This is a genomic window from Pseudomonas sp. UBA3149 (assembly GCF_002364655.1).
Lineage (GTDB): Bacteria > Pseudomonadota > Gammaproteobacteria > Pseudomonadales > Pseudomonadaceae > Chryseomonas > Chryseomonas luteola.
Window position 1 is genome coordinate 378,272 of the sequence record NZ_DEYV01000026.1, and the last position, 19,292, is coordinate 397,563.

At 54.3% G+C, this 19,292-nt stretch carries 16 protein-coding genes and 4 tRNA genes; 10 read left to right on the top strand and 10 right to left on the bottom strand.

The window, feature by feature from the left end:
* Nucleotides 1-2: 2 nt before the first annotated feature.
* The 3 genes from B3729_RS16250 to B3729_RS16260 form a co-directional block, all read right to left on the bottom strand.
* Nucleotides 3-1,586, bottom strand: a complete 1,584-nt coding sequence (locus B3729_RS16250; RefSeq protein ID WP_150347965.1) for a sensor histidine kinase — start codon at nucleotides 1,584-1,586, stop codon at nucleotides 3-5.
* On the bottom strand, nucleotides 1,576-1,815 hold the full coding sequence (locus B3729_RS16255) for a PP0621 family protein (RefSeq protein WP_239381792.1): 240 nt from the start codon (nucleotides 1,813-1,815) through the stop codon (nucleotides 1,576-1,578). Before B3729_RS16255 ends, B3729_RS16250 begins: the two co-directional genes overlap by 11 nt.
* A 216-nt stretch (nucleotides 1,816-2,031) precedes the next feature.
* Nucleotides 2,032-3,045, bottom strand: a complete 1,014-nt coding sequence (locus B3729_RS16260) for an outer membrane protein assembly factor BamD (protein ID WP_010797197.1) — start codon at nucleotides 3,043-3,045, stop codon at nucleotides 2,032-2,034.
* A gap of 157 nt (nucleotides 3,046-3,202) precedes the next feature.
* Between B3729_RS16260 and rluD the strand changes: the two genes are divergently transcribed.
* The 6 genes from rluD to B3729_RS16290 all read left to right on the top strand — a co-directional run bounded on the left by rluD (nucleotide 3,203) and on the right by B3729_RS16290 (nucleotide 8,042).
* Nucleotides 3,203-4,165: a 23S rRNA pseudouridine(1911/1915/1917) synthase RluD gene (rluD, locus tag B3729_RS16265; RefSeq protein ID WP_197872026.1), complete on the top strand. Its 963-nt coding sequence runs from the start codon at nucleotides 3,203-3,205 to the stop codon at nucleotides 4,163-4,165.
* Nucleotides 4,162-4,905, top strand: coding sequence for a peptidoglycan editing factor PgeF (pgeF, locus tag B3729_RS16270; RefSeq protein WP_286788382.1), 744 nt, complete (start codon nucleotides 4,162-4,164; stop codon nucleotides 4,903-4,905). The genes rluD and pgeF overlap by 4 nt, the downstream gene beginning before the upstream one ends.
* A gap of 136 nt (nucleotides 4,906-5,041) precedes the next feature.
* Complete coding sequence (gene clpB, locus B3729_RS16275) at nucleotides 5,042-7,606, top strand: ATP-dependent chaperone ClpB (protein ID WP_286788383.1); 2,565 nt, start codon at nucleotides 5,042-5,044, stop codon at nucleotides 7,604-7,606.
* Between the two features lie 191 nt (nucleotides 7,607-7,797).
* Nucleotides 7,798-7,873: transfer RNA gene (locus B3729_RS16280), tRNA-Asn, on the top strand.
* Between the two features lie 10 nt (nucleotides 7,874-7,883).
* Nucleotides 7,884-7,960, top strand: a tRNA-Pro gene (locus B3729_RS16285).
* 6 nt (nucleotides 7,961-7,966) lie between these two features.
* Nucleotides 7,967-8,042: transfer RNA gene (locus tag B3729_RS16290), tRNA-Lys, on the top strand.
* A 187-nt stretch (nucleotides 8,043-8,229) separates the two neighbouring features.
* On the opposite strand, the gene B3729_RS16295 is transcribed toward B3729_RS16290, so the two are convergent.
* Together B3729_RS16295 and B3729_RS16300 are read right to left on the bottom strand one after the other, a co-directional pair.
* The gene (locus tag B3729_RS16295; RefSeq protein WP_286788384.1) at nucleotides 8,230-9,528 is read right to left on the bottom strand and encodes an NAD(P)/FAD-dependent oxidoreductase; all 1,299 of its coding nucleotides are present in this window, start codon (nucleotides 9,526-9,528) and stop codon (nucleotides 8,230-8,232) included.
* Nucleotides 9,529-9,633: 105 nt separating this feature from the next.
* A complete protein-coding gene (locus B3729_RS16300; protein WP_286788385.1) occupies nucleotides 9,634-10,116 on the bottom strand; it encodes an MOSC domain-containing protein in 483 nt (160 codons plus the stop codon).
* A gap of 202 nt (nucleotides 10,117-10,318) precedes the next feature.
* Between B3729_RS16300 and B3729_RS16305 the strand changes: the two genes are divergently transcribed.
* Nucleotides 10,319-10,792: an FAD/FMN-containing dehydrogenase gene (locus tag B3729_RS16305; protein WP_286788386.1), complete on the top strand. Its 474-nt coding sequence runs from the start codon at nucleotides 10,319-10,321 to the stop codon at nucleotides 10,790-10,792.
* Between the two features lie 90 nt (nucleotides 10,793-10,882).
* On the opposite strand, the gene yacG is transcribed toward B3729_RS16305, so the two are convergent.
* The 5 genes from yacG to pilB all read right to left on the bottom strand — a co-directional run bounded on the left by yacG (nucleotide 10,883) and on the right by pilB (nucleotide 15,596).
* Nucleotides 10,883-11,086: a DNA gyrase inhibitor YacG gene (yacG, locus tag B3729_RS16310; RefSeq protein WP_010797204.1), complete on the bottom strand. Its 204-nt coding sequence runs from the start codon at nucleotides 11,084-11,086 to the stop codon at nucleotides 10,883-10,885.
* Nucleotides 11,079-11,693 (bottom strand): dephospho-CoA kinase, encoded by a 615-nt coding sequence (coaE, locus tag B3729_RS16315; RefSeq protein WP_286788387.1) that lies wholly within the window; start codon nucleotides 11,691-11,693, stop codon nucleotides 11,079-11,081. Before coaE ends, yacG begins: the two co-directional genes overlap by 8 nt.
* Nucleotides 11,693-12,562, bottom strand: a complete 870-nt coding sequence (locus tag B3729_RS16320; protein WP_286788388.1) for a prepilin peptidase — start codon at nucleotides 12,560-12,562, stop codon at nucleotides 11,693-11,695. Before B3729_RS16320 ends, coaE begins: the two co-directional genes overlap by 1 nt.
* Nucleotides 12,562-13,779 carry a type II secretion system F family protein gene (locus B3729_RS16325; RefSeq protein ID WP_286788389.1) on the bottom strand — a complete coding sequence of 406 codons (1,218 nt, stop codon included), beginning with the start codon at nucleotides 13,777-13,779 and terminating at the stop codon, nucleotides 12,562-12,564. The genes B3729_RS16320 and B3729_RS16325 overlap by 1 nt, the downstream gene beginning before the upstream one ends.
* 131 nt (nucleotides 13,780-13,910) lie before the next feature.
* Complete coding sequence (gene pilB / locus B3729_RS16330; protein WP_286788390.1) at nucleotides 13,911-15,596, bottom strand: type IV-A pilus assembly ATPase PilB; 1,686 nt, start codon at nucleotides 15,594-15,596, stop codon at nucleotides 13,911-13,913.
* Nucleotides 15,597-15,815: 219 nt separating this feature from the next.
* Here pilB and B3729_RS16335 point away from each other — a divergent pair, with 219 nt between their 5' ends.
* From B3729_RS16335 to B3729_RS16345, 3 genes are all read left to right on the top strand, one after another.
* Nucleotides 15,816-16,295 (top strand): pilin, encoded by a 480-nt coding sequence (locus B3729_RS16335; protein ID WP_286788391.1) that lies wholly within the window; start codon nucleotides 15,816-15,818, stop codon nucleotides 16,293-16,295.
* A 31-nt stretch (nucleotides 16,296-16,326) separates the two neighbouring features.
* A tRNA-Thr gene (locus B3729_RS16340) sits at nucleotides 16,327-16,402 on the top strand.
* Between the two features lie 684 nt (nucleotides 16,403-17,086).
* Entirely contained in the window at nucleotides 17,087-19,282 is a 2,196-nt protein-coding gene (locus B3729_RS16345) for a DUF1631 domain-containing protein (RefSeq protein ID WP_286788392.1), read from the top strand.
* The last annotated feature ends 10 nt before the right edge of the window (nucleotides 19,283-19,292 follow it).

The window sequence follows — 19,292 nt, forward strand, 5'->3', positions numbered from 1 at the left end:
GTTCAGCTCAACTTGCGCGGATGGGCAAAGGTAATGCGGAAGCAGCCGCCTTGTTCCTGCTGGCGGTAGTCGAGGCGGGCCTGGTTACTCTCGCATAATTCGCGGGAAATATAGAGGCCGAGCCCGGTTCCTTTGCTTTCGGTGGTAAAGAAGGGTTCGAAAAGGTTGGTGATCTGGTCTTCAGGTACACCTGGCCCATCATCAATGACATCCAATATGGGAAGGTCTGAGTCGGGGTCACGGAAGAGATCCAGCCACACTTGTCCCTTGCCGTGCAGCTTGCTGCTATGGCGTAGGCCATTTTGAACGAGGTTGGTTAGCACCTGAGTCAGCTGGCTAGGGTCCATGCGGGTCTGTATCGTACCTGATGTCGTTTGCACATAGACAAACTGTTGCTCACGTAGAGTGGTTCTGAATTCACCCGCAAAGCGGTGCACCCAGTACTTGAGGTCCAGCAGTTGGGGCTCTGCCTGGCGGCGTCTGGACAGTTGCAGGACATTCTCGATGATGATGTTCATGCGCCGGGAGTGATCCTGAATGATCTGGGCCAGGCGAAGATCATGCTGATCGAGTACTTCTGATTCCTGAAGAAGCTGTGCCGCGTGGCTTATGGCCCCCAGCGGGTTGCGAATTTCATGGGCAATGCCCGCCGTGAGGCGTCCCAATGATGCAAGCTTTAGCTGCTGGGCCTGCTGAGCAATACGGGAAATGTTTTCCAGAAAAATCAGAATATGCTGATTGCCGCTCCGTTGGATGGGGACGAAGCTGGGCTGGATCAGTGGGCCTTCGCTGAACGCTTGCATGGGTGCAGGACGAAGCGTCCGGTTCCTTTCCCACTGTTGTAGCCGGTCCATCAATTCGGGGCATTGATCATTCAACTCCCCGGTATCGAGTTCTGGATGACCGAGCAGCTCTCGAGCGGCAGGGTTGGCTAGAATAGGTGCCATTCTTGAGTCCAGAACCAGAATGCCGGTGCGCATACGGTCCAGGATCAGCGCATTCAGATTTTCCAGATCGGCAACGACGTGCGCCCGCTCTTCTGCCAGGGTCTGGCTTTTGGACAGCCGACTGACGAGACTTTGCACCAGAAATGCGGCGGCAAAGCACAGTGCGCCCAGGCCTCCCGCCTGAACATACTGATTGGCCTCTGAGGGAAGGCTAAGCGTTCTATAGGCGGTGGCATAAATGAGGGCAAGGGTAGCCAAGGCCGCCAGCAGAATTCCAATACGCCCAACGAGAAGAATGTTGGCGATCGATACGGTAATGATGATGAGGTTGCCAATGCCGCTCGGTGTACCGCCAGCGCTGTACATGAGATAGGTCAGCAGCCCGATATCCACTAGCGCCAGGGCAAAGATCTGTTTTTGCTTACGAAGTGGTGGCAGAAAAATCGCTAGGATATTACCCGCTAGGTAAATCCAGCTGCCAACCACAAAGTTTTTACCCTCGGTTACCTTCAGAAGGTTGTCGTCCAGATTGGTGGAAACCAGAAGGATAAAAACCAGCCCGACAATGACCCGGTAGTAGTGATACAACCTCAGGATACGACTGTCCTGCAGGTTGTAATGAAAAAAATCAGCGCTCACTGCTCAGGCTTTTTTGTAAGTGATCTTGGCAGCAGAACCAGAGCTCCCCGTGGGGTAGGGCTTTATCGCGAGGAATGTGTACCCCGCAGTGACCGCAGCGAACCATTGGCTGTGGTTTGGCTAGGCGTGTTTTCTGTGACTTCTGTGGTTTCGCCTGTAGCAGGCGGCGGCACAGCCATACAACAGCGATAATCAGAGCTAGCCAGAAAAGCAGGCGAAACAAACCCATAGTGTTCTCTAAATAGTAGTACGGCCGTTACAAAATTCGTTTCGGGTGTTACGGCACATTAGAAGACTGCAAAAGTAAACTCCATCACAGCGTGTGATGGCCGTTGAAGCGTTATACCTCATCATGGTCTTCATATGAATGAGGTGTCTTATTTTGCGGACCTTCAGGAGTAAATAAAAAGGAGGCTTAAAGCCTCCTTTTTTGTTCAGGTTCGCATCAGTCGAAAAGACCAAACGTCAGACGGCTGAACCATGAGCGACGCGGAGCATCAGGATTTTCGGCCTCTCCAGGCGCAGGTTGATTCTCTGGAAGCAGCTCCTGAGGAATTTCACGCTTCGCATCTTCGTATTGGCGCTGTACATCCTGAGCAGCTCGTGTCTCGCCTGGCGGAAGCGGCTCGCTGGGGCGATCAACCAGACCGAGGGTTGCGCGTGCCAGCCATGAGCGATCATCTTCGCTACGTTGCTTGGGTTTGAACTCACCGTTATCCAGGCTTGGGTTGTCCGGATAGTTCATTTTCAGCGTTTCCAGGCTGGTAGCTGCCAGGTCGTTGAGGCCCAGATGCTGATAGGCCTCAGTCATGACTGCCAAGCCATCCCCTACCGATGGGGTGCCCTGAAAGTTTTCGACAACATAACGACCACGGTTGGCCGCAGCGACATAAGCCTTGCGGCGCAGGTAGTAATCGGCCACATGGACTTCATACGCTGCCAGCAGGTTGCGCAGATAGGTCATGCGCGCCTTGGCATCAGGTGCGTACCGGCTGTTTGGAAAACGGCTGGTGAACTGAGCAAAGTCATTGAATGAGTCACGGGCAGCACCCGGGTCACGCTTGGTCATATCCAATGGCAGGAAGCGCGCCAGAAGACTGCGGTCCTGTTCAAAGGATGCTACACCTTTCATGTAGTAGGCGTAGTCGACATTTGGATGCTGGGGGTGCAGACGAATGAAGCGGTCTGCCGATGTACGGGCAGCTTCAGGCTCTCCGTTCTTGTAGTTGGCATAGATAAGCTCAAGCTGAGACTGATCTGCATAACGGCCAAACGGATAGCGGGACTCAAGAGCCTTGAGTTTGCTGACAGCCTGGTTGTAGTTGTTGTTGTTCAAATCTTCCTGAGCTTGCTTGTAGAGCTCGGTTTCGCTCAGGTTTTCTGCCACTTCAGGTGCTTTGGAGGAACAGGCAGCGGTGAGGGCGAGGCTGGCGATCAGCAGCAGGTGCTTCAATTGCATGGCGGCTTTGCGTTCCCTGAAACGGCCGGCTGACGGAGCCGGAACCGTCCTGTTATGATGAACAACCCGGCATGAACATCATGCCAGGGCAAAAAGTTTTCGTATTTAACCACAGCGTGTGGCTGAAACCAAAAGCTACACGCCTTTGTTGGCTGCTATGTCCGATATTATCCAACTCAACGCCGAAGTGCCTACAGAACTCGGCGGTCAGCGTCTCGACCAGGTAGCGGCTCAGCTGTTCTCTGAATATTCCCGTTCTCGCCTGTCGTCCTGGATCAAGGAAGGCAGCCTAACTGTTGATGGCGCGGTCCTGCGTCCACGTGATCTGGTGCATGGCGGCGCCATACTGTCCTTGCGCGCGGAGCGAGAAGCGCAGGGCGATTGGGTGGCGCAGGATATCGAACTCAATATCGTCTATGAGGACGACCATTTGCTCGTGCTGGATAAGCCTGCTGGGCTGGTCGTCCATCCTGCGGCAGGCCATGCCGATGGTACGCTCCTCAATGCGTTACTCCATCATGTACCGTCGCTGGCAAACGTGCCCCGTGCCGGTATTGTCCATCGTCTGGACAAGGATACGACCGGCCTGATGGTTGTCGCCAAGACCCTGGAAGCACAAACCAATCTGGTGGCCCAGCTTCAGGCACGCTCCGTCAGTCGTATTTATGAGGCGGTTGTAGCGGGCGTGGTGGTTTCCGGCGGTACGGTAGATGCGCCTATAGGCCGTCACTCCCAACGGCGCCAGCAAATGGCTGTGGTTACCGGTGGAAAGCCGGCGGTCAGCCATTATCGTGTCCTGGATCGATTCCGGGCCTATACGCATGTGCGCGTCAAGCTGGAGACTGGCAGAACTCACCAGATACGGGTCCATATGACTCACATTGGCTTTCCGCTGGTAGGGGACCCGGTATACAGCGGGCGTTTCCGAATTCCGCCTGCTACCAACCCAACACTGGTCAAGACGCTTCGAGAGTTTCCTAGGCAAGCGCTGCACGCCCGCTTCCTGGAACTCGATCACCCGGTGACGGGGGAGCGTATGAGCTGGGAGTCTCCTCTGCCTGAGGATATCGTCTGGCTGCTTAGCCTTTTGCGTCAGGATCGTGAGGCGTTTACCGGATGAATGACTGGCTGATTCCCGACTGGCCTGCGCCTGCCAATGTGAGAGGCTGCGTTACGACTCGGTCAGGGGGCGTCAGTCATGGGCCTTATCAGAGCCTTAATCTGGGCGATCATGTGCAGGATGATCCGGCCGCCGTGGCGGAAAACCGGCAACGGTTGGTCGACTCGCTAGGGTGTCGACCCGCCTGGCTAAAGCAGGTGCATGGGATTTCTGTCGTTGAGGCTGATCCGGCCCAAGTGCTTGAGGCTGATGCCTCCTGGACGTCGACGCCTGGCATTGCTGCAACGATCATGACGGCAGACTGCCTGCCTGTCTTTTTTTGTAATCGGCAAGGGACGCGTGTCGCGGCTGCTCATGCCGGATGGCGAGGGCTGGTAAGTGGTGTGCTCGAAGCAACGGCTGCGTCGCTTGAGTCGAGCCCTCGAGATATCCTGGTGTGGTTTGGGCCTGCAATCGGTCCTGACGCCTTTGAAGTTGGGGCTGAAGTGCGCGAGGCGTTCGTGTCAGAGCATTCCCGGGCAAAAACAGCCTTCAAACCCAGCGTCAATGACGGACGCTTCATGGCGGATATCTACCAGCTGGCGCGGTTGCGGCTGGCATCCATCGGCATTGATGCCATCTACGGTGGCGGATGGTGCACGTATACCGACACTGCGCGATTTTATTCCTTTAGGCGCTCCCCGCAGACAGGACGCCTGGCCAGCCTGATCTGGCTGACCCAACCTCTGGATGAGACGTAATCCGACTGATCCAGGTCAAATGGCCAGCGCTTGAATCGAGCAGAATTGTCCTTATGTAAGAGGCATCTCGGCGGGTAATCGTTGTGACGCTTTTTATGGTGCGTCCCTGACCCGCGCTCATATAAAGGACATAGTCATGCGAATTGACCGTTTAACCAGTAAATTGCAACTTGCGTTGGCCGACGCCCAATCCCTCGCGGTGGGGCATGACCATCCGGCCATCGAGCCCGTGCATCTTTTTTCTGCCTTGCTGGATCAGCAGGGCGGTTCGATTCTGCCGCTGCTTCGTCAGGTCGGCTTTGACATTCAGATGCTCCGCCAGGCCCTGACCAAGGAGCTGGACAGTCTGCCGAAGATTCAGAACCCTACCGGGGATGTCAGCCTGTCTCAGGATCTGGCGCGTCTGTTGAATCAGGCCGATCGGCTGGCTCAGCAGAAGGGAGACCAATTTATTTCAAGCGAGCTGGTGCTGCTGTCTGCTATGGACGAGAACACCAAGCTTGGCAAGATACTGCTGGCGCAGGGGGTTTCCCGTAAGGCTCTGGAAAATGCCGTTAACAACCTGCGCGGCGGTGATGCTGTCAACGATCCTAATGCTGAGGAGTCTCGTCAGGCATTGGATAAGTTTACGGTTGACCTTACCAAGCGCGCGGAGGAGGGCAAGCTTGACCCTGTGATCGGTCGTGACGACGAGATTCGCCGCACCATCCAAGTCCTGCAACGCCGTACCAAGAATAACCCGGTGCTGATAGGTGAACCGGGCGTTGGTAAAACAGCCATTGTTGAAGGGCTGGCTCAGCGGATCGTCAACGGTGAAGTGCCCGATGGCCTGAAGGATAAGCGTCTGTTAGCCCTGGACATGGGATCTCTGATTGCCGGTGCCAAATTCCGGGGAGAGTTCGAGGAGCGCCTCAAGGGGGTGTTGAATGAGCTTTCCAAACAGGAAGGGCGTGTCATCCTCTTTATCGATGAGCTCCATACCATGGTGGGTGCCGGTAAGGCGGAAGGCGCCATGGACGCAGGTAACATGCTCAAGCCTGCATTGGCTCGTGGCGAGCTGCATTGTGTAGGCGCTACCACGCTTGACGAGTATCGCCAGTACATTGAAAAGGACGCCGCCTTGGAGCGTCGTTTCCAGAAAGTCCTGGTCGATGAGCCGAGCGAGGAGGATACCATTGCGATCCTGCGCGGCTTGAAAGAGCGGTATGAAGTGCATCACAAGGTCGCGATTACTGATGGGGCCATCATTGCGGCCGCCAAGCTGTCGCATCGCTACATTACGGATCGGCAACTGCCCGACAAGGCAATTGACCTGATCGACGAGGCCGCAAGCCGTATTCGGATGGAAATCGACTCCAAGCCCGAAGCGCTTGACCGCCTGGAGCGTCGTTTGATCCAGCTGAAGGTTGAGCAGGAAGCGCTCAAAAAAGAAAGTGACGAAGGTGCCCTGAAGCGTCTTGGCAAGCTGCGTGAAGACATCGCCCGGCTTGAGCAGGAGTATGCCGATCTGGAAGAGGTCTGGAAGGCTGAGAAGGCGGAGGTTCAAGGCTCTGCGCAATTACAGCAGAAGATTGAGCAAGCCAAGCAGGAGCTTGAGTTGGCGCGCCGGAAGGGTGATCTCAACCGTATGGCAGAATTGCAATACGGCGTCATTCCTGACCTTGAGCGTAGCCTGCAGATGGTGGACCAGCATGAAAAGCCGGCCAACCAGCTGCTGCGCAACAAGGTGACCGAGGACGAAATTGCTGAAGTGGTCTCCAAGTGGACGGGCATTCCGGTCAGCAAAATGCTCGAAGGCGAGCGTGACAAGCTGTTGCGCATGGAAGATGCGCTTCATCAGCGTGTCATTGGGCAGAATGAGGCGGTGACGGCGGTAGCGAACGCCGTTAGACGCTCGCGTGCAGGATTGGCTGATCCGAATCGGCCGAGCGGGTCGTTCCTGTTCCTGGGCCCAACCGGGGTAGGTAAGACCGAGCTTTGCAAAGCGTTGGCTGAGTTCCTGTTCGATACAGAAGACGCCATGATTCGTATCGACATGTCTGAGTTCATGGAGAAGCATTCCGTTGCCCGTCTGATTGGTGCGCCTCCAGGATATGTGGGCTATGAGGAAGGCGGTTATCTCACCGAGGCGGTGCGGCGTAAGCCATACTCCGTGGTTCTGCTGGATGAAGTGGAAAAGGCGCATCCGGATGTCTTCAATATCCTGCTGCAAGTGCTGGACGATGGCCGCCTGACTGATAGCCAAGGGCGTACTGTCGACTTCCGTAATGCGGTTGTCGTCATGACTTCGAACCTGGGGTCAGCGCAAATACAGGAATTAGTTGGCGACCAAGAGGCTCAGCGTGCTGCTGTTATGGATGCGGTCTCGGCCCACTTCCGGCCGGAGTTCATCAATCGTATCGACGAGGTGGTTGTGTTCGAACCGCTCGGACGTGATCAGATCGCTGGTATCGCTGATATTCAATTGAGCCGCCTGCGTCAGCGTCTGGCTGAGCGCGAGTTGGATCTGGCGCTTTCGGCAGAGGCAATGAACAAGCTGGTTGCAGTAGGTTACGACCCTGTCTATGGGGCACGTCCCTTGAAGCGTGCCATTCAGCGCTGGATCGAGAACCCTCTTGCCCAGCAGATTCTGTCTGGGCAATTTGTTCCAGGCAGCAAGATAGAGGCGAGGGTAGAAGGCGACGACATCGTATTTGCTTAGTCTGCTAAAGGGCGCCTTAAGGCGCCCTTTGCGTTTCCAGACGAGGCATATCTTAAGTGCATGAATTTTTTGCAATAAAATTTGCTAAAGGGTGTTGACACAGGAATCAATACCCGTAAAATGGCGCACCTCAGCTGATGCAGCGCAGCTTAACGCTGAAGAGCAAAGGTTGAGATTGGAAGCTTAGAAGTTCCGCGATAGCTCAGTCGGTAGAGCAAATGACTGTTAATCATTGGGTCCCTGGTTCGAGTCCAGGTCGCGGAGCCAACTTCCTTGTCGGGGTATAGCGCAGCCCGGTAGCGCGCCTGCTTTGGGAGCAGGATGTCGGGAGTTCGAATCCCCCTACCCCGACCATTAAGTGGGTCGTTAGCTCAGTCGGTAGAGCAGTTGGCTTTTAACCAATTGGTCGTAGGTTCGAATCCTACACGACCCACCACTTTCTTATCTAAGCGTTAACCTCCTAAGCATTTCTGCTAAGCAGCGAGTTCTTCGCTGTGTCTCGTTTTAAAGTCTTCTTCTTTTCAGAACATGTTTGTTTGGCGCAGCGCCATTTGCTTTGTGCAAATTCGTCATGTCCAGGGTATTGTGCCCTGTCTGCACCTTGCAAACAGGGCATCTACCATTTAATGCAGCTTTAGCCTTGGCTTGAGTGTATGGCCCAAGTGATCGCTAATGATCAGCAGCAAGGTTCTGAAGTTTCCATAGAGCGCCCGCTGGTGCAGCCGATAGAGTGACACGTAAAACATGCGCGCCAGCCAGCCTTCCAGCATGACGTTCCCGGTCAGATTACCCATCAGGTTGCCCACGGCTGAATAACGCGAAAGCGAGATCAGTGAGCCATAATCCTTGTAATGGTATTCAGGCAGCGCTTCGCCTTTCAGGCGAGCCGTTATGGATTTCACCAGTAGAGAGGCCTGTTGGTGCGCAGCCTGCGCCCGGGGCGGGACATTACGATTGTCCTCTCCAGACATCGGGCACGCCGCGCAATCGCCAAAGGCAAAGATGTCATCATCCTGCGTGGTTTGAAGCGTAGGACGTACCACCAATTGATTGATTCGATTGCTTTCCAGCCCGTCCATATTAGCCAGAAACTCCGGTGCACGAATGCCAGCTGCCCATACCTTAAGCTTGGCAGGGATGAATTCGCCGCTCTTGGTGGTTAGACCATCTTCGGTGATAGAGCTTACGGCTGCGCCTGTCATAAGGCGGACACCTAGTTTCTGCAGCTGCTGAGCGACCGGCTCTCCGATGCGTTCAGGCAGTGCTGGTAGTACGCGCGGGCCTGCCTCGATAATCGTGATACGAAGGTCTTCCGGGCGAATACGATTCAAGCCGTAGGAGACCAACTGCTGAGAGGTATTGCGAAGTTCTGCCGCCAGCTCCACGCCCGTGGCGCCAGCGCCAACAATTGCGATATCAATGGGCGCTGCCGTTTCACTGCTTGCCTGAGCATGCAGATATTGATTGAGCAGCTGCTGATGAAAGCGCTCGGCCTGGGCGCGGGTATCCAGAAACAGGCAGTGCTCTGCAGCGCCAGGTGTGCCGAAGTCATTTGTTTTACTGCCGATGGAAATAATGAGCGTGTCATAGGGCATGGTTCGCTCAGCAAGAACTTCCTTGCCTTGCTCGTCGGTGATAGGTGCAAGACGAATGCGCTTATTTGCTCTGTCCAGGCCAGTCAGGCGACCTAGCTGAAACTCAAAGTGATTCCATTTCGCCTGGGCGACATAGTTGAGTTCGTCAGCTGAAGAGTTCAGGGAGCCCGCGGCGATTTCGTGCATGAGCGGCTTCCAGATATGGGTCAGGTTGGCATCGACCAACGTGACATGTGCCTGGTTTCGCTTACCGAACTTTCTGCCCAGGCGGGTAGCCAGCTCCAAGCCCCCAGCGCCGCCGCCGACGATTACGATTCGATGTGTCATGGTGTTTCATACTCATAGTGTTGGAATTCTTTGGCGCGGGCAGCCAAGGCGCCTGCGGTGATACGAGCCGCTGATGAGTCGGCTCGTATGAAGTAATTCGTTGGGTTAGTCGTCGATGACGCTTACGGTATCGCCGACTCTGATGATTCCGCCGCTCAATATGCGGGCAGTAATTCCACCGTGGCCACGCATCGCTTGAAACGTGCCCAGCCCTAGGCGCTCTTCCAAGCGAGCGCATGGCTGACACCAGCCGGTTGTTTCGAAAATGGCCTTACCGATCTGAAAGCGGCGATTTTTAAGGCTGAAAAGGTTAATACCTGTGACTGCTATATTGCGGCGCAGGTCCTGAGGTTCAAGCGATCGTCCGATGAGCGCGCTGACAACTGCCAGATGTTCCCACTGGATAAGCGTGACCTGACGTGCATTGCGTGGGCTGGGGCGGGTATGGTCGCCCGTCAAGCCAGCCTCGCGGCGCGCCTCAACAGCATCAACAATGATCATCTCTGCTCGAGCGGCGGGGCGGACACCCATCCATTGTACGGTTCCCGTTTGAGGCACAGCTGCCAAAAGCTCTTTTAGCGGTATCATCAGGTGGGCCTATTACGATAGTAGGGTGGCGGCGTACAACGCCCTTGCTCTAGAGGAGGCTTGCGGATCTGCGGCAGATGTTCTGCTTACATTGAAAAATGACTGGCGTGAATATTTTTACAGTGATGACAGCGAAATGCCAGTCACCCTGGCGCTGCTCGCTGATACAGTTTCGCTCTTTGAACCAGTAACTGGAGGCTCCATGCGCGTCTTGCGCTCTGTGCTATTGCTGATTGCTTTACTGCCCGGATTGACCTGGGCACTGGCGCCAGGAGAGCGCCTTGCACCCTGGACGCTGTTGGATCAGAACGACCAGCCTTATACGCTGGACGATGATCTGCAGGTTTTGCTGGTTGCTCGCAGCATGACGGGTGCAAATCTCGTGAAGGCGGCTTTGAAGGATCAGCCCAAGGGCTATCTAGAGGCTAGCAAGGTAGCCTTCCTGGCTGATATCAGTCAGATGCCCAAGGTGATATCGACGTTGTTCGCCATTCCTGCCATGCGTGACTATAACTACCGCGTGCTATTGGATCATGAAGGGCGGGTGGCGCCCCGTTACCCTGGTGACAAGGAAAAGGTTCTTTGGCTCATGCTGGATCATGGCCGTTTCGTAGGGCAGCGAGAGTTCGACTCTGCCGAAGGGCTGAAAGATGCGTTAAAGGCAAAGGCCAAATAAGGGAGGCGCTAGCCGAAACGTTATTGAGCGCTTCGGCTTAAAGCCAAGTGTGGCGAAAATGGTCAGTATGGGACGCCATGGAGCAGTGGTTTAATGGTCCCGGCGTGGCATGTCTTCTGAAAACAAATCGTCTTCCAGATCGTTGCCGGGAATGGCGTGCTCCTCTGCTGCCCAGGCGCCCAGGTCTATTAGTTTGCAGCGGTCTGAACAGAAGGGGCGGTTGGGGCTGGCCTCGCTCCACTCCACGGGAGCGCCGCACGTAGGGCAATCTACGGTTAAAGGTGGCTTAGGCATGCTTGCCTCCTTGTAGGGTGAGATAAAAGTGATGCAGGCGTTCGACATGCTCATGGAGCTGCGCGAGCGTCCCGTCATTAATGAGGACATCATCCGCGTGTTTCAAGCGCTCGGCTCGCTTCATTTGCGCCTGAAGGATGGCCTTGATCTGTGTCTCGTCAGCCTGATCGCGCCGCATGGCACGTTCGAGCTGCAAGGCTTCCGGCACATCTATCACGAGTACCCGTTGAGTAAGCTGCGTCTGGCCTGATTCGATAAGCAAAGGGGAAACCAGAACGGCATAGGGCGATGTGGCTTCGTTTAGTGCCCGAATGATTTCCTGGCGGATCAAAGGGTGTAACAACGACTCAAGCCAGCGCCTTTCTTCGGGGATGGCGAATATGCGAGCACGTAGTCCTGGGCGATTCAGGCGACCATTATCGAGCAGGATATCGCCGCCAAAATGGAGAGCGATCTGCTCAAGAGCGGGCTGACCAGGCTCTACCACCCAGCGGGCCGCGTGATCAGCATCTACTGTGTGAATGCCCAGCGAGCCGAAATGTTCGGCAGCGGCGCTTTTACCGCTACCAATCCCACCCGTAAGGCCGAGAATCCAAGGGTTGCTCATCAAAAACCGGCAAAGTGAAGGTACATGCCTGTTATTTGATCACCCCAAAGCAAAGCAATCCACCCCGCAATGGCCAGATAAGGCCCAAACGGTATCGGGGTGCTGTTTTCGGCATTCTTGAGGCGAAGCAGAATGATGCCGAGAATCGCGCCCACTAAAGAGGACAGCAATATCGTAAGCGGCAGGATTTGCCAGCCACCCCAGGCGCCCAGCATGGCTAGCAGCTTGAAGTCACCAAAGCCCATCCCTTCCTTGCCTGTGATCAGCCTGAAAAGCTGGAAAACCACCCACAAGCTCATGTAACCCGCCGCTGCACCCCAGACTGCATCGGAGAGACTAGAGAACAACTCAAACTGGTTAACCAGCAAGCCAACCCATAGCAGCGGAAGAACAATGACGTCAGGAAGAATCTGATGATCAGCATCGATCAGGCTGGCGGCGAGCAGCCCCCAGGTCAGTAACAAGGCGCTGGCTGCCTGCCAGGTAAAGCCAAAATGCCAGACGACAAACAGGGAAAGCAGGCCGCACGTCAATTCAACCAGCGGATAGCGAGCACTAATGGGCGCCTTACAGCTGGAGCATTTGCCGCGCAGCATGACATAGCTGATAACAGGAATGTTTTCCCACGGCCGAATGCGATGTTGGCAGTGAGGACAATGGGAGTGGGGCTTGGCAAGGTTATAGGTTTCCGCCTCGCCTTCGCTGGGTAGCTCCAGCATTTGGCGAGACTGGGCTATCCAGTCCCGTTCAAGCATCTTGGGGAGCCGGTGTACGACTACATTGAGAAAGCTGCCAACCAATAAGCCCAGTACCAACGCACAGCTCAAGTACGCGGCGGGGTAGGTTGCCAAAAGCTCGATAGCCTCCATTAAACAACCGAGCCCAGTTGGAAGATAGGAAGGTACATGGCGATGATCAAGCCGCCCACCAGTACGCCCAGAACTGCCATGATCATGGGCTCCATCAGAGCGGTAAGGCTGTCGACCATGTTGTCCACTTCTTCTTCATAGAAAGTGGCCACTTTATCCAACATTTCGTCCAGTGCACCCGACTCCTCACCAATCGCCGTCATTTGCACCGCCATAGAAGTAAACACGGCAGTTGTACGCATGGAGAAGTTCAGCTGCATACCGGTCGAGACGTCTTGCTTGATCTTGTCGACGGCATTGCGGAAGACAACGTTACCCGTAGCGCCGGAAACCGAATCCAGCGCATCTACCAGCGGTACGCCCGCAGCAAAGGTGGTGGATAAGGTACGCGCATAGCGTGCAATCGCAGACTTATAAAGAATGGCGCCCACGATGGGTATCTTGAGTACAAAGCGGTCAACGGCATCGCGAAATTTCTCGGACCGCTTGTGTGCCATCTGAAAGCCGAAACCCAGCGCGAAAAGGGCCAGCAGAACGATGAACCACCATTCCTGCAAGGTTTCTGAAAGGCCAATCACCATTAACGTAAACGCAGGTAGCTCTGCGCCAAAGCCCTCGAATACGGATTGGAACTGAGGTACAACCTTGATCAATAGAATGGCTGTTACCACAATCGCTACCACGACAACCGCGGCAGGGTAGGTCATAGCCTTCTTGATTTTTTTCTTGAGCTGCTCGGTTTTTTCTTTGTAGGTCGCTACGCGATCCAGCAGCGTTTCCAGCGCACCGGACTGCTCACCTGCATCAACCAGGTTACAGTAAAGATCATCGAAATACTGTGGCTTTTTGCGCAGAGAGCTGGAAAGGCTGTTGCCCGCCGCTACGTCCTGCTTGATGTCATCGACCAGCTTGCGCATGTTCGGGTTATCAAAGCCTTCGCTGATAATGTCGAACGATTGCAGCAAAGGAACACCTGCCCCCAGCATGGTAGCCAACTGGCGAGTGAACAGGGCGATGTCCATCGGCTTGATCTTTTTGCCGCGGCTAAAGATCGAGACTGATTTTTTGCGTACGCGTGTGGGGTTGATCCCCTGCTTGCGCAGTTGGGCCTTGACCAGGGCAGGATTCAGCCCGGTCATTTCGCCCTTGATCTTGACGCCTTTACGGTCCGTTCCCTCCCAGGTAAAAGCGCTCATTTTTAATGCTTTGTCGGCCATGCAATCCGCTCTTCAGGTGCTGGAGTGCGTCTTGTCAATGTGCAGCCATGCTGTTTGACGACGTCCACTCTTGTTCATGTGACTGACCAGCCCTTCATGGGCATCGAGTGGACAGGCAAAGTTCGCGCCAATCAGTCCTTGGTAACGCGGTTTACTTCTTCCAGGCTGGTTACGCCTTGCATGGCCTTGAGCAGGCCAGATGTCCGTAGGTCATTAAAGCCCTCTTCACGCGCCTTACGGGCAATCTCGATTGAGTTGCCTTCTTCCATAATCAAGTTCTGCATGGCAGACGTAATCTTTACGACTTCATAAATACCCACGCGGCCACGGTAGCCGTTATTACACTCCTCGCAACCAATAGGTGAGTACAGCGTAAACTTGCCGATCTGACTTTCAGGGAAGCCTTCGCTCAGCAAGGTTTCTTTTGGCACGTCATGTGGCTTTTTGCATTTAGGGCACAGCTTGCGTGCCAGCCGCTGGGCAATGATCAGGTTGACCGATGTAGCGATGTTAAAAGCAGGTACACCCATGTTCCGCAGGCGCGTCAGTGTTTCTGCAGCGCTGTTGGTATGGAGTGTCGACATAACCATGTGGCCCGTTTGTGCAGCTTTGATTGCAATCTCTGCCGTCTCAAGGTCACGGATCTCGCCCACCATGATCACGTCAGGATCTTGACGGAGAAACGCTCTAAGCGCTTGGGCAAAGTCCATTCCTTGACGCGGGTTGACGTTGACTTGGTTGATACCTTCCAGGTTGATCTCTACAGGGTCTTCTGCCGTCGAGATATTGATATCGACCGTGTTTAAGATATTCAGTCCCGTGTACAGCGACACGGTTTTGCCAGAGCCGGTAGGGCCGGTTACCAGAATCATGCCCTGTGGTTGGCTAAGCGCCTCCATATACAGCTCTTTCTGGCGCTCTTCATAGCCCAAGGCATCAATACCCATCTGGGCACTGGAGGGATCGAGAATTCGCATCACGATCTTCTCGCCCCAAAGGGTAGGCAGGGTATTCACACGGAAATCGATGGACTTGTTTTTGGAAACCTTGAGCTTCACACGCCCATCCTGAGGTTTGCGGCGTTCAGAGATATCCATGCTCGCCATCACCTTCAGGCGGGCCGAAATACGTGGGGCCAGCTGAATGGGCGGACGTGCCATTTCATGCATGACACCATCGGTACGGAAGCGCACTCGGTACATCTTCTCGTAAGGCTCGAAGTGCAGGTCAGACGAGCCGCGCTTGATGGCGTCGAGCAGCATCTTGTTGACGAAGCGGACAACTGGGGCATCGTCAGCGTCTACTTCAGACTTTTTCTCCTCTTCTGTATTGATCTCGATATCAAGATCAATATCACCAAGATCCAGCCCACCGGTACCGTTATCCAGGTACTGATCAATGGCGTTATGAAGTTTGTCATCCTCAACCAGTATGGGTTCGGCAGTCAGCCCCGTGCTGAATTGAATGTCATTAATCGCTTGCTGATTGGTCGGGTCGGATATGCCAATAAAGAGTTTATTGCCGCGCTTGGCAAGCGGCAGGAAGTGATGCTGCTGCATCAGCTTCTCGCTCACGATCTCTTTAGGTAGCGACTCCTTATCAACGGCACTCAGGTCTAAAAACGCCAAGCCGAATTGTTCAGCAGACAGTTCCGCAATTGCGCGGCTTTTAACGAGGCGATTCTGGACCAGGTGCGTCACCAGCGGGACTTTACTGACCTTGCTCTGCGCAACCGCACTTTGAGCCGTTTTTTCATCTAGCAACTCTGCCAAAACAAGCTGACGAGCAAGACCAGAGAGGGGCGCTAAATCATTCATAAGACGGGCCGATAAGGATAAGCGATGCCTGCCTTATAGCAGTCGAAAGCAGTCCTATCAAATACGGCCTTTTGCATGACAATTATTGTCAGTACTTGTCATGCAGGCGAAGCGGCAAGGAATCTACTTCACACAAATACTGTGATCTAAGCGGTTGGCACGCTGAATGCTTAAGGAGAATCAGGCATGTTGAGCCTACTTCTTCTAATGGAGACAAGCATGAAAGCTCAAAAAGGTTTTACTCTAATCGAATTGATGATCGTTGTAGCGATCATTGGTATTTTGGCTGCAATTGCAATTCCTCAATATGCAAATTACACGCAGCGAACTAAAGTTGCTGGTGCGGTTGCTGGGATTACTTCTTATAAAACCGCAGTGGCTCTTTGTTTTCAAAATTTAGGGACTTTAACTGGTTGTGATAGTGGAACTAATGATATTCCGCCTGCTATCGGTGCAAATAACGCAGGAGCCACAATTAATTACGTAAATGCTTTAAGCATTGACGATGGCGTTATTAGTCTAACCACTACAGGAACTGATGCCGCTGGTACCGCGCTTGCTTTAACCTTTACTCCATCAACAACTACTGCTGGAGCTAACAATGCTACAGTTCAGCAGGGTGCTATGAGATGGGTTCTGTCTGGTACTGGTTGTGCTGCTACTACCCCAGGTCGTGGTATTAACTGTTCTGTGCAGTAAGCTAGTGGTTTGAGGTTGCCTGTGTGATAAGGCCGGTGTAGCTTAGTTGGTAGAGCAGCGCATTCGTAATGCGAAGGTCGTAGGTTCGACTCCTATCTCCGGCACCATACTTAAAGCCCAGCTGATTAGCTGGGCTTTTTGTTTTAGGCGGAAACATAGTGGTTTGGCGTTAAGGCGAGTTACCTAACTTTTGTAGACTAAACTTTAGAATGGATATTTTTTTATTACCTAAAGCCTTGGTGAGCTTCGCTTGTTTCTTTTTAAGGGGCTTTGCAGGGCAGGTGCTGGTGTGGGAGTAATAAAAGACAGCGCTCTTGCTCAAAAAGACAATAGCTTGGTGTAACCATCCTTGTTAAGGATCTCAAAAAACAGGCCAAAGGGTTTCCTAGCAATATCCTAGCCAGCTTTAGCCGGAGTAAGCGCAACGCTATCGGCAAGCTTCTTCTTAATGCGTTTCTGTGAAGTCTCCAGACCAATCAGCGTTTGGCTGGCGATTGGTCGAAATCTTGATGGTTAGCTCACGCTTCTCAGGGTACGATTAGCGGGTAAAGGCAACTTTATGGATGAACGCTGTTCAGATTCCCACACTAGAGATGGGAGTCGCCGTAGCTCAACCATAAACATGATCAAGGTCATACCTATGCGGTGATCTCGGTTAGCTGGTACAGCTACTCTGTAATGATGATCAACGCAACGTTCACTTATCAACGCTATGGGATCAACGTTGTTCAAGGCTCGTAACGTGGTATGCAGGCAGGCTGGTCATAACGGTACGCTGCAGGAGGCGGGCAATGCAGAACGACGCTAATGTGGTTCATTTCAAAACGCTCAGTGATGCGGCGTTGCGGATTCCTGCTGCCCTCGTTCCGGTACGCGACAAAGCTGCCCAGCGGCTCAATGCAGCGCTCCAGCAATTGTTCGATAACGCGGACGATGCGCTGTTCGAGATGGCTGACCGCGCCACCAGCAACAACGAGCAGAATCTGTTCTTCGAAGCGATGCGTGACTTGCGCCTGAAGCGCAAGACGATCGAGCGTAACTTTTTGCAGCGCTACTTTGAGCGTTTCGCGGGCCTGAATCAGGCAGATACGGCAAAAAATACTGCTCAGCTCGACGCCATTTCGTTCGAGGATCTGAGCTTGGTCCAGAATGACCAGCTCGAAGAGTCTGTCGCGCTCGATACAATGGTGACCAAAGCTGTCACCCGTAATGCGCTGGCCCTGGGCCATCTAAGTATTCGTTTCAACACCCAGTTAAGCCGAACGCTGGACGAAAACTCCAACCCGTTGGCGCCTCGCCCCTTGTGCGAAGCGTTTCTGGATGCGTGCCGTGGTTTGGGTGTTGAGATCAAGGTCAAGCTGATCATTCTCAAGCTGTTCGAGCGTTTTGTGCTGAACGGTTTGGACCGTGTGTATGCCGAGGCGAATCAGCAGCTGATCGATGCAGGGATTCTCCCTCATCTCAAACTGGCGCCGCCGCGTAATACCGGCCGCAGTGCCTCGGGTTATACCGGCCGCACGGCATCCACCACACCAGACAGCGAGCAGGATCAGGAAGTATTCAGCGCGCTGCAGGGGCTGCTGGCGCAGGTACGTCGCAGTGGCGGCGGCTCAATGGGTATATCTGGCGGTGAGCCAGCAGGCACGGCTGAGCTTCATCCTATTACCAGTTACGACCTGATGCGGCTGTTGTCCCACTTGCAGCAGCATGTGCCTTCGCATGTCGAGAACAGTTACGACTTGCGCGGGATGCTGGATGACGCGCTGGGGCGTATCAGTGCCCGTAGCGGTCGAAAGCGGGTAGTGGGGCAGGTTGATGATGATGTTATCAATCTGGTGTCCATGCTGTTTGAGTTCATCCTTGATGACCTGACACTGCCTGATTCCTTGAAAGCGCTGATTGCCCGCCTGCAGATTCCTATGCTCAAGGTGGCGGTGCTGGATAAGGCCTTTTTCAGCCGACCCAATCATCCAGCCCGTAAGCTCCTGAATGAGATCGCGGCGGCTTCGCTCGGCTGGGAAGAGCAGAATGAGCTGCAGCGCGATGGGCTTTATCTGAAGATCGAGCAGATCGTTCAGCGGCTGCTCAGTGATTTCGTGGACGACCCGGATATATTCAACGAATTGTTGAATGACTTCCTGGCCTATATGAGTGATGAGCGTCGCCGGAGTGAGTTGCTTGAGCAGCGCACCCGGGATGCGGAAGAGGGGCGTGCGCGGGCCGAGCAAGCTCGCCAGCAGGTAGAGGCCGCGCTGAATGAGCGGTTGGTTGGGCGTACGCTGCCGGAGGTAGTGGTTCGGGTCATTCGTGAAGCATGGAGTCAGGTGCTCTTGTTGACTTGTCTCAAGCAGGGCTATGGCTCCGCCGAATGGCTCGCCGCGCTGCAGACGATGGATGATCTGATCTGGAGTGTTGAGCCGCATGAAGATGCCGGCTCGCGGCAGAAGTTGCTGGGTATGGTGCCGGGGCTGCTCAAGGCCTTGCGTGAAGGGCTTGCCAGCGCGGCCTTCGATCCATTCTCTACCAGTGAGTTTTTCACCCAGCTTGAAGCCCTGCATGTACAGACATTCCAGCAGGCTAAGCGCGTCGAGCACGGTGCGGCGGCGGTAGCCCATGAGCCACTAGCAGCGATGGTTGAGGTGGCTGATGAGATCGTGCTTCAGCCGGTTCAGGCCAAGCCTGCCGAGACAGAGTTCAAGCCGGATGAGGAATCGCTCAGAACGATCGATGCTATCCATGTGGGTAGCTGGATTGAGCTGACCGAGGCCGATGATCACAAGGTCCGCTGCAAGCTGGCGGCGGTTATTAAGTCTGCTGGACGTTATATTTTTGTAAATCGCGCAGGCATGAAGGTGATGGAAAAGTCACGTGAAAGCCTGGCTGTCGACTTGAGTCATGGAAAGCTGCGTATTCTGGACGATGCCCTGTTGTTTGATCGAGCGCTGGAATCCGTCATCGGAAATCTTCGCACGCTCAAACGCACCTGATCCCTTTCCG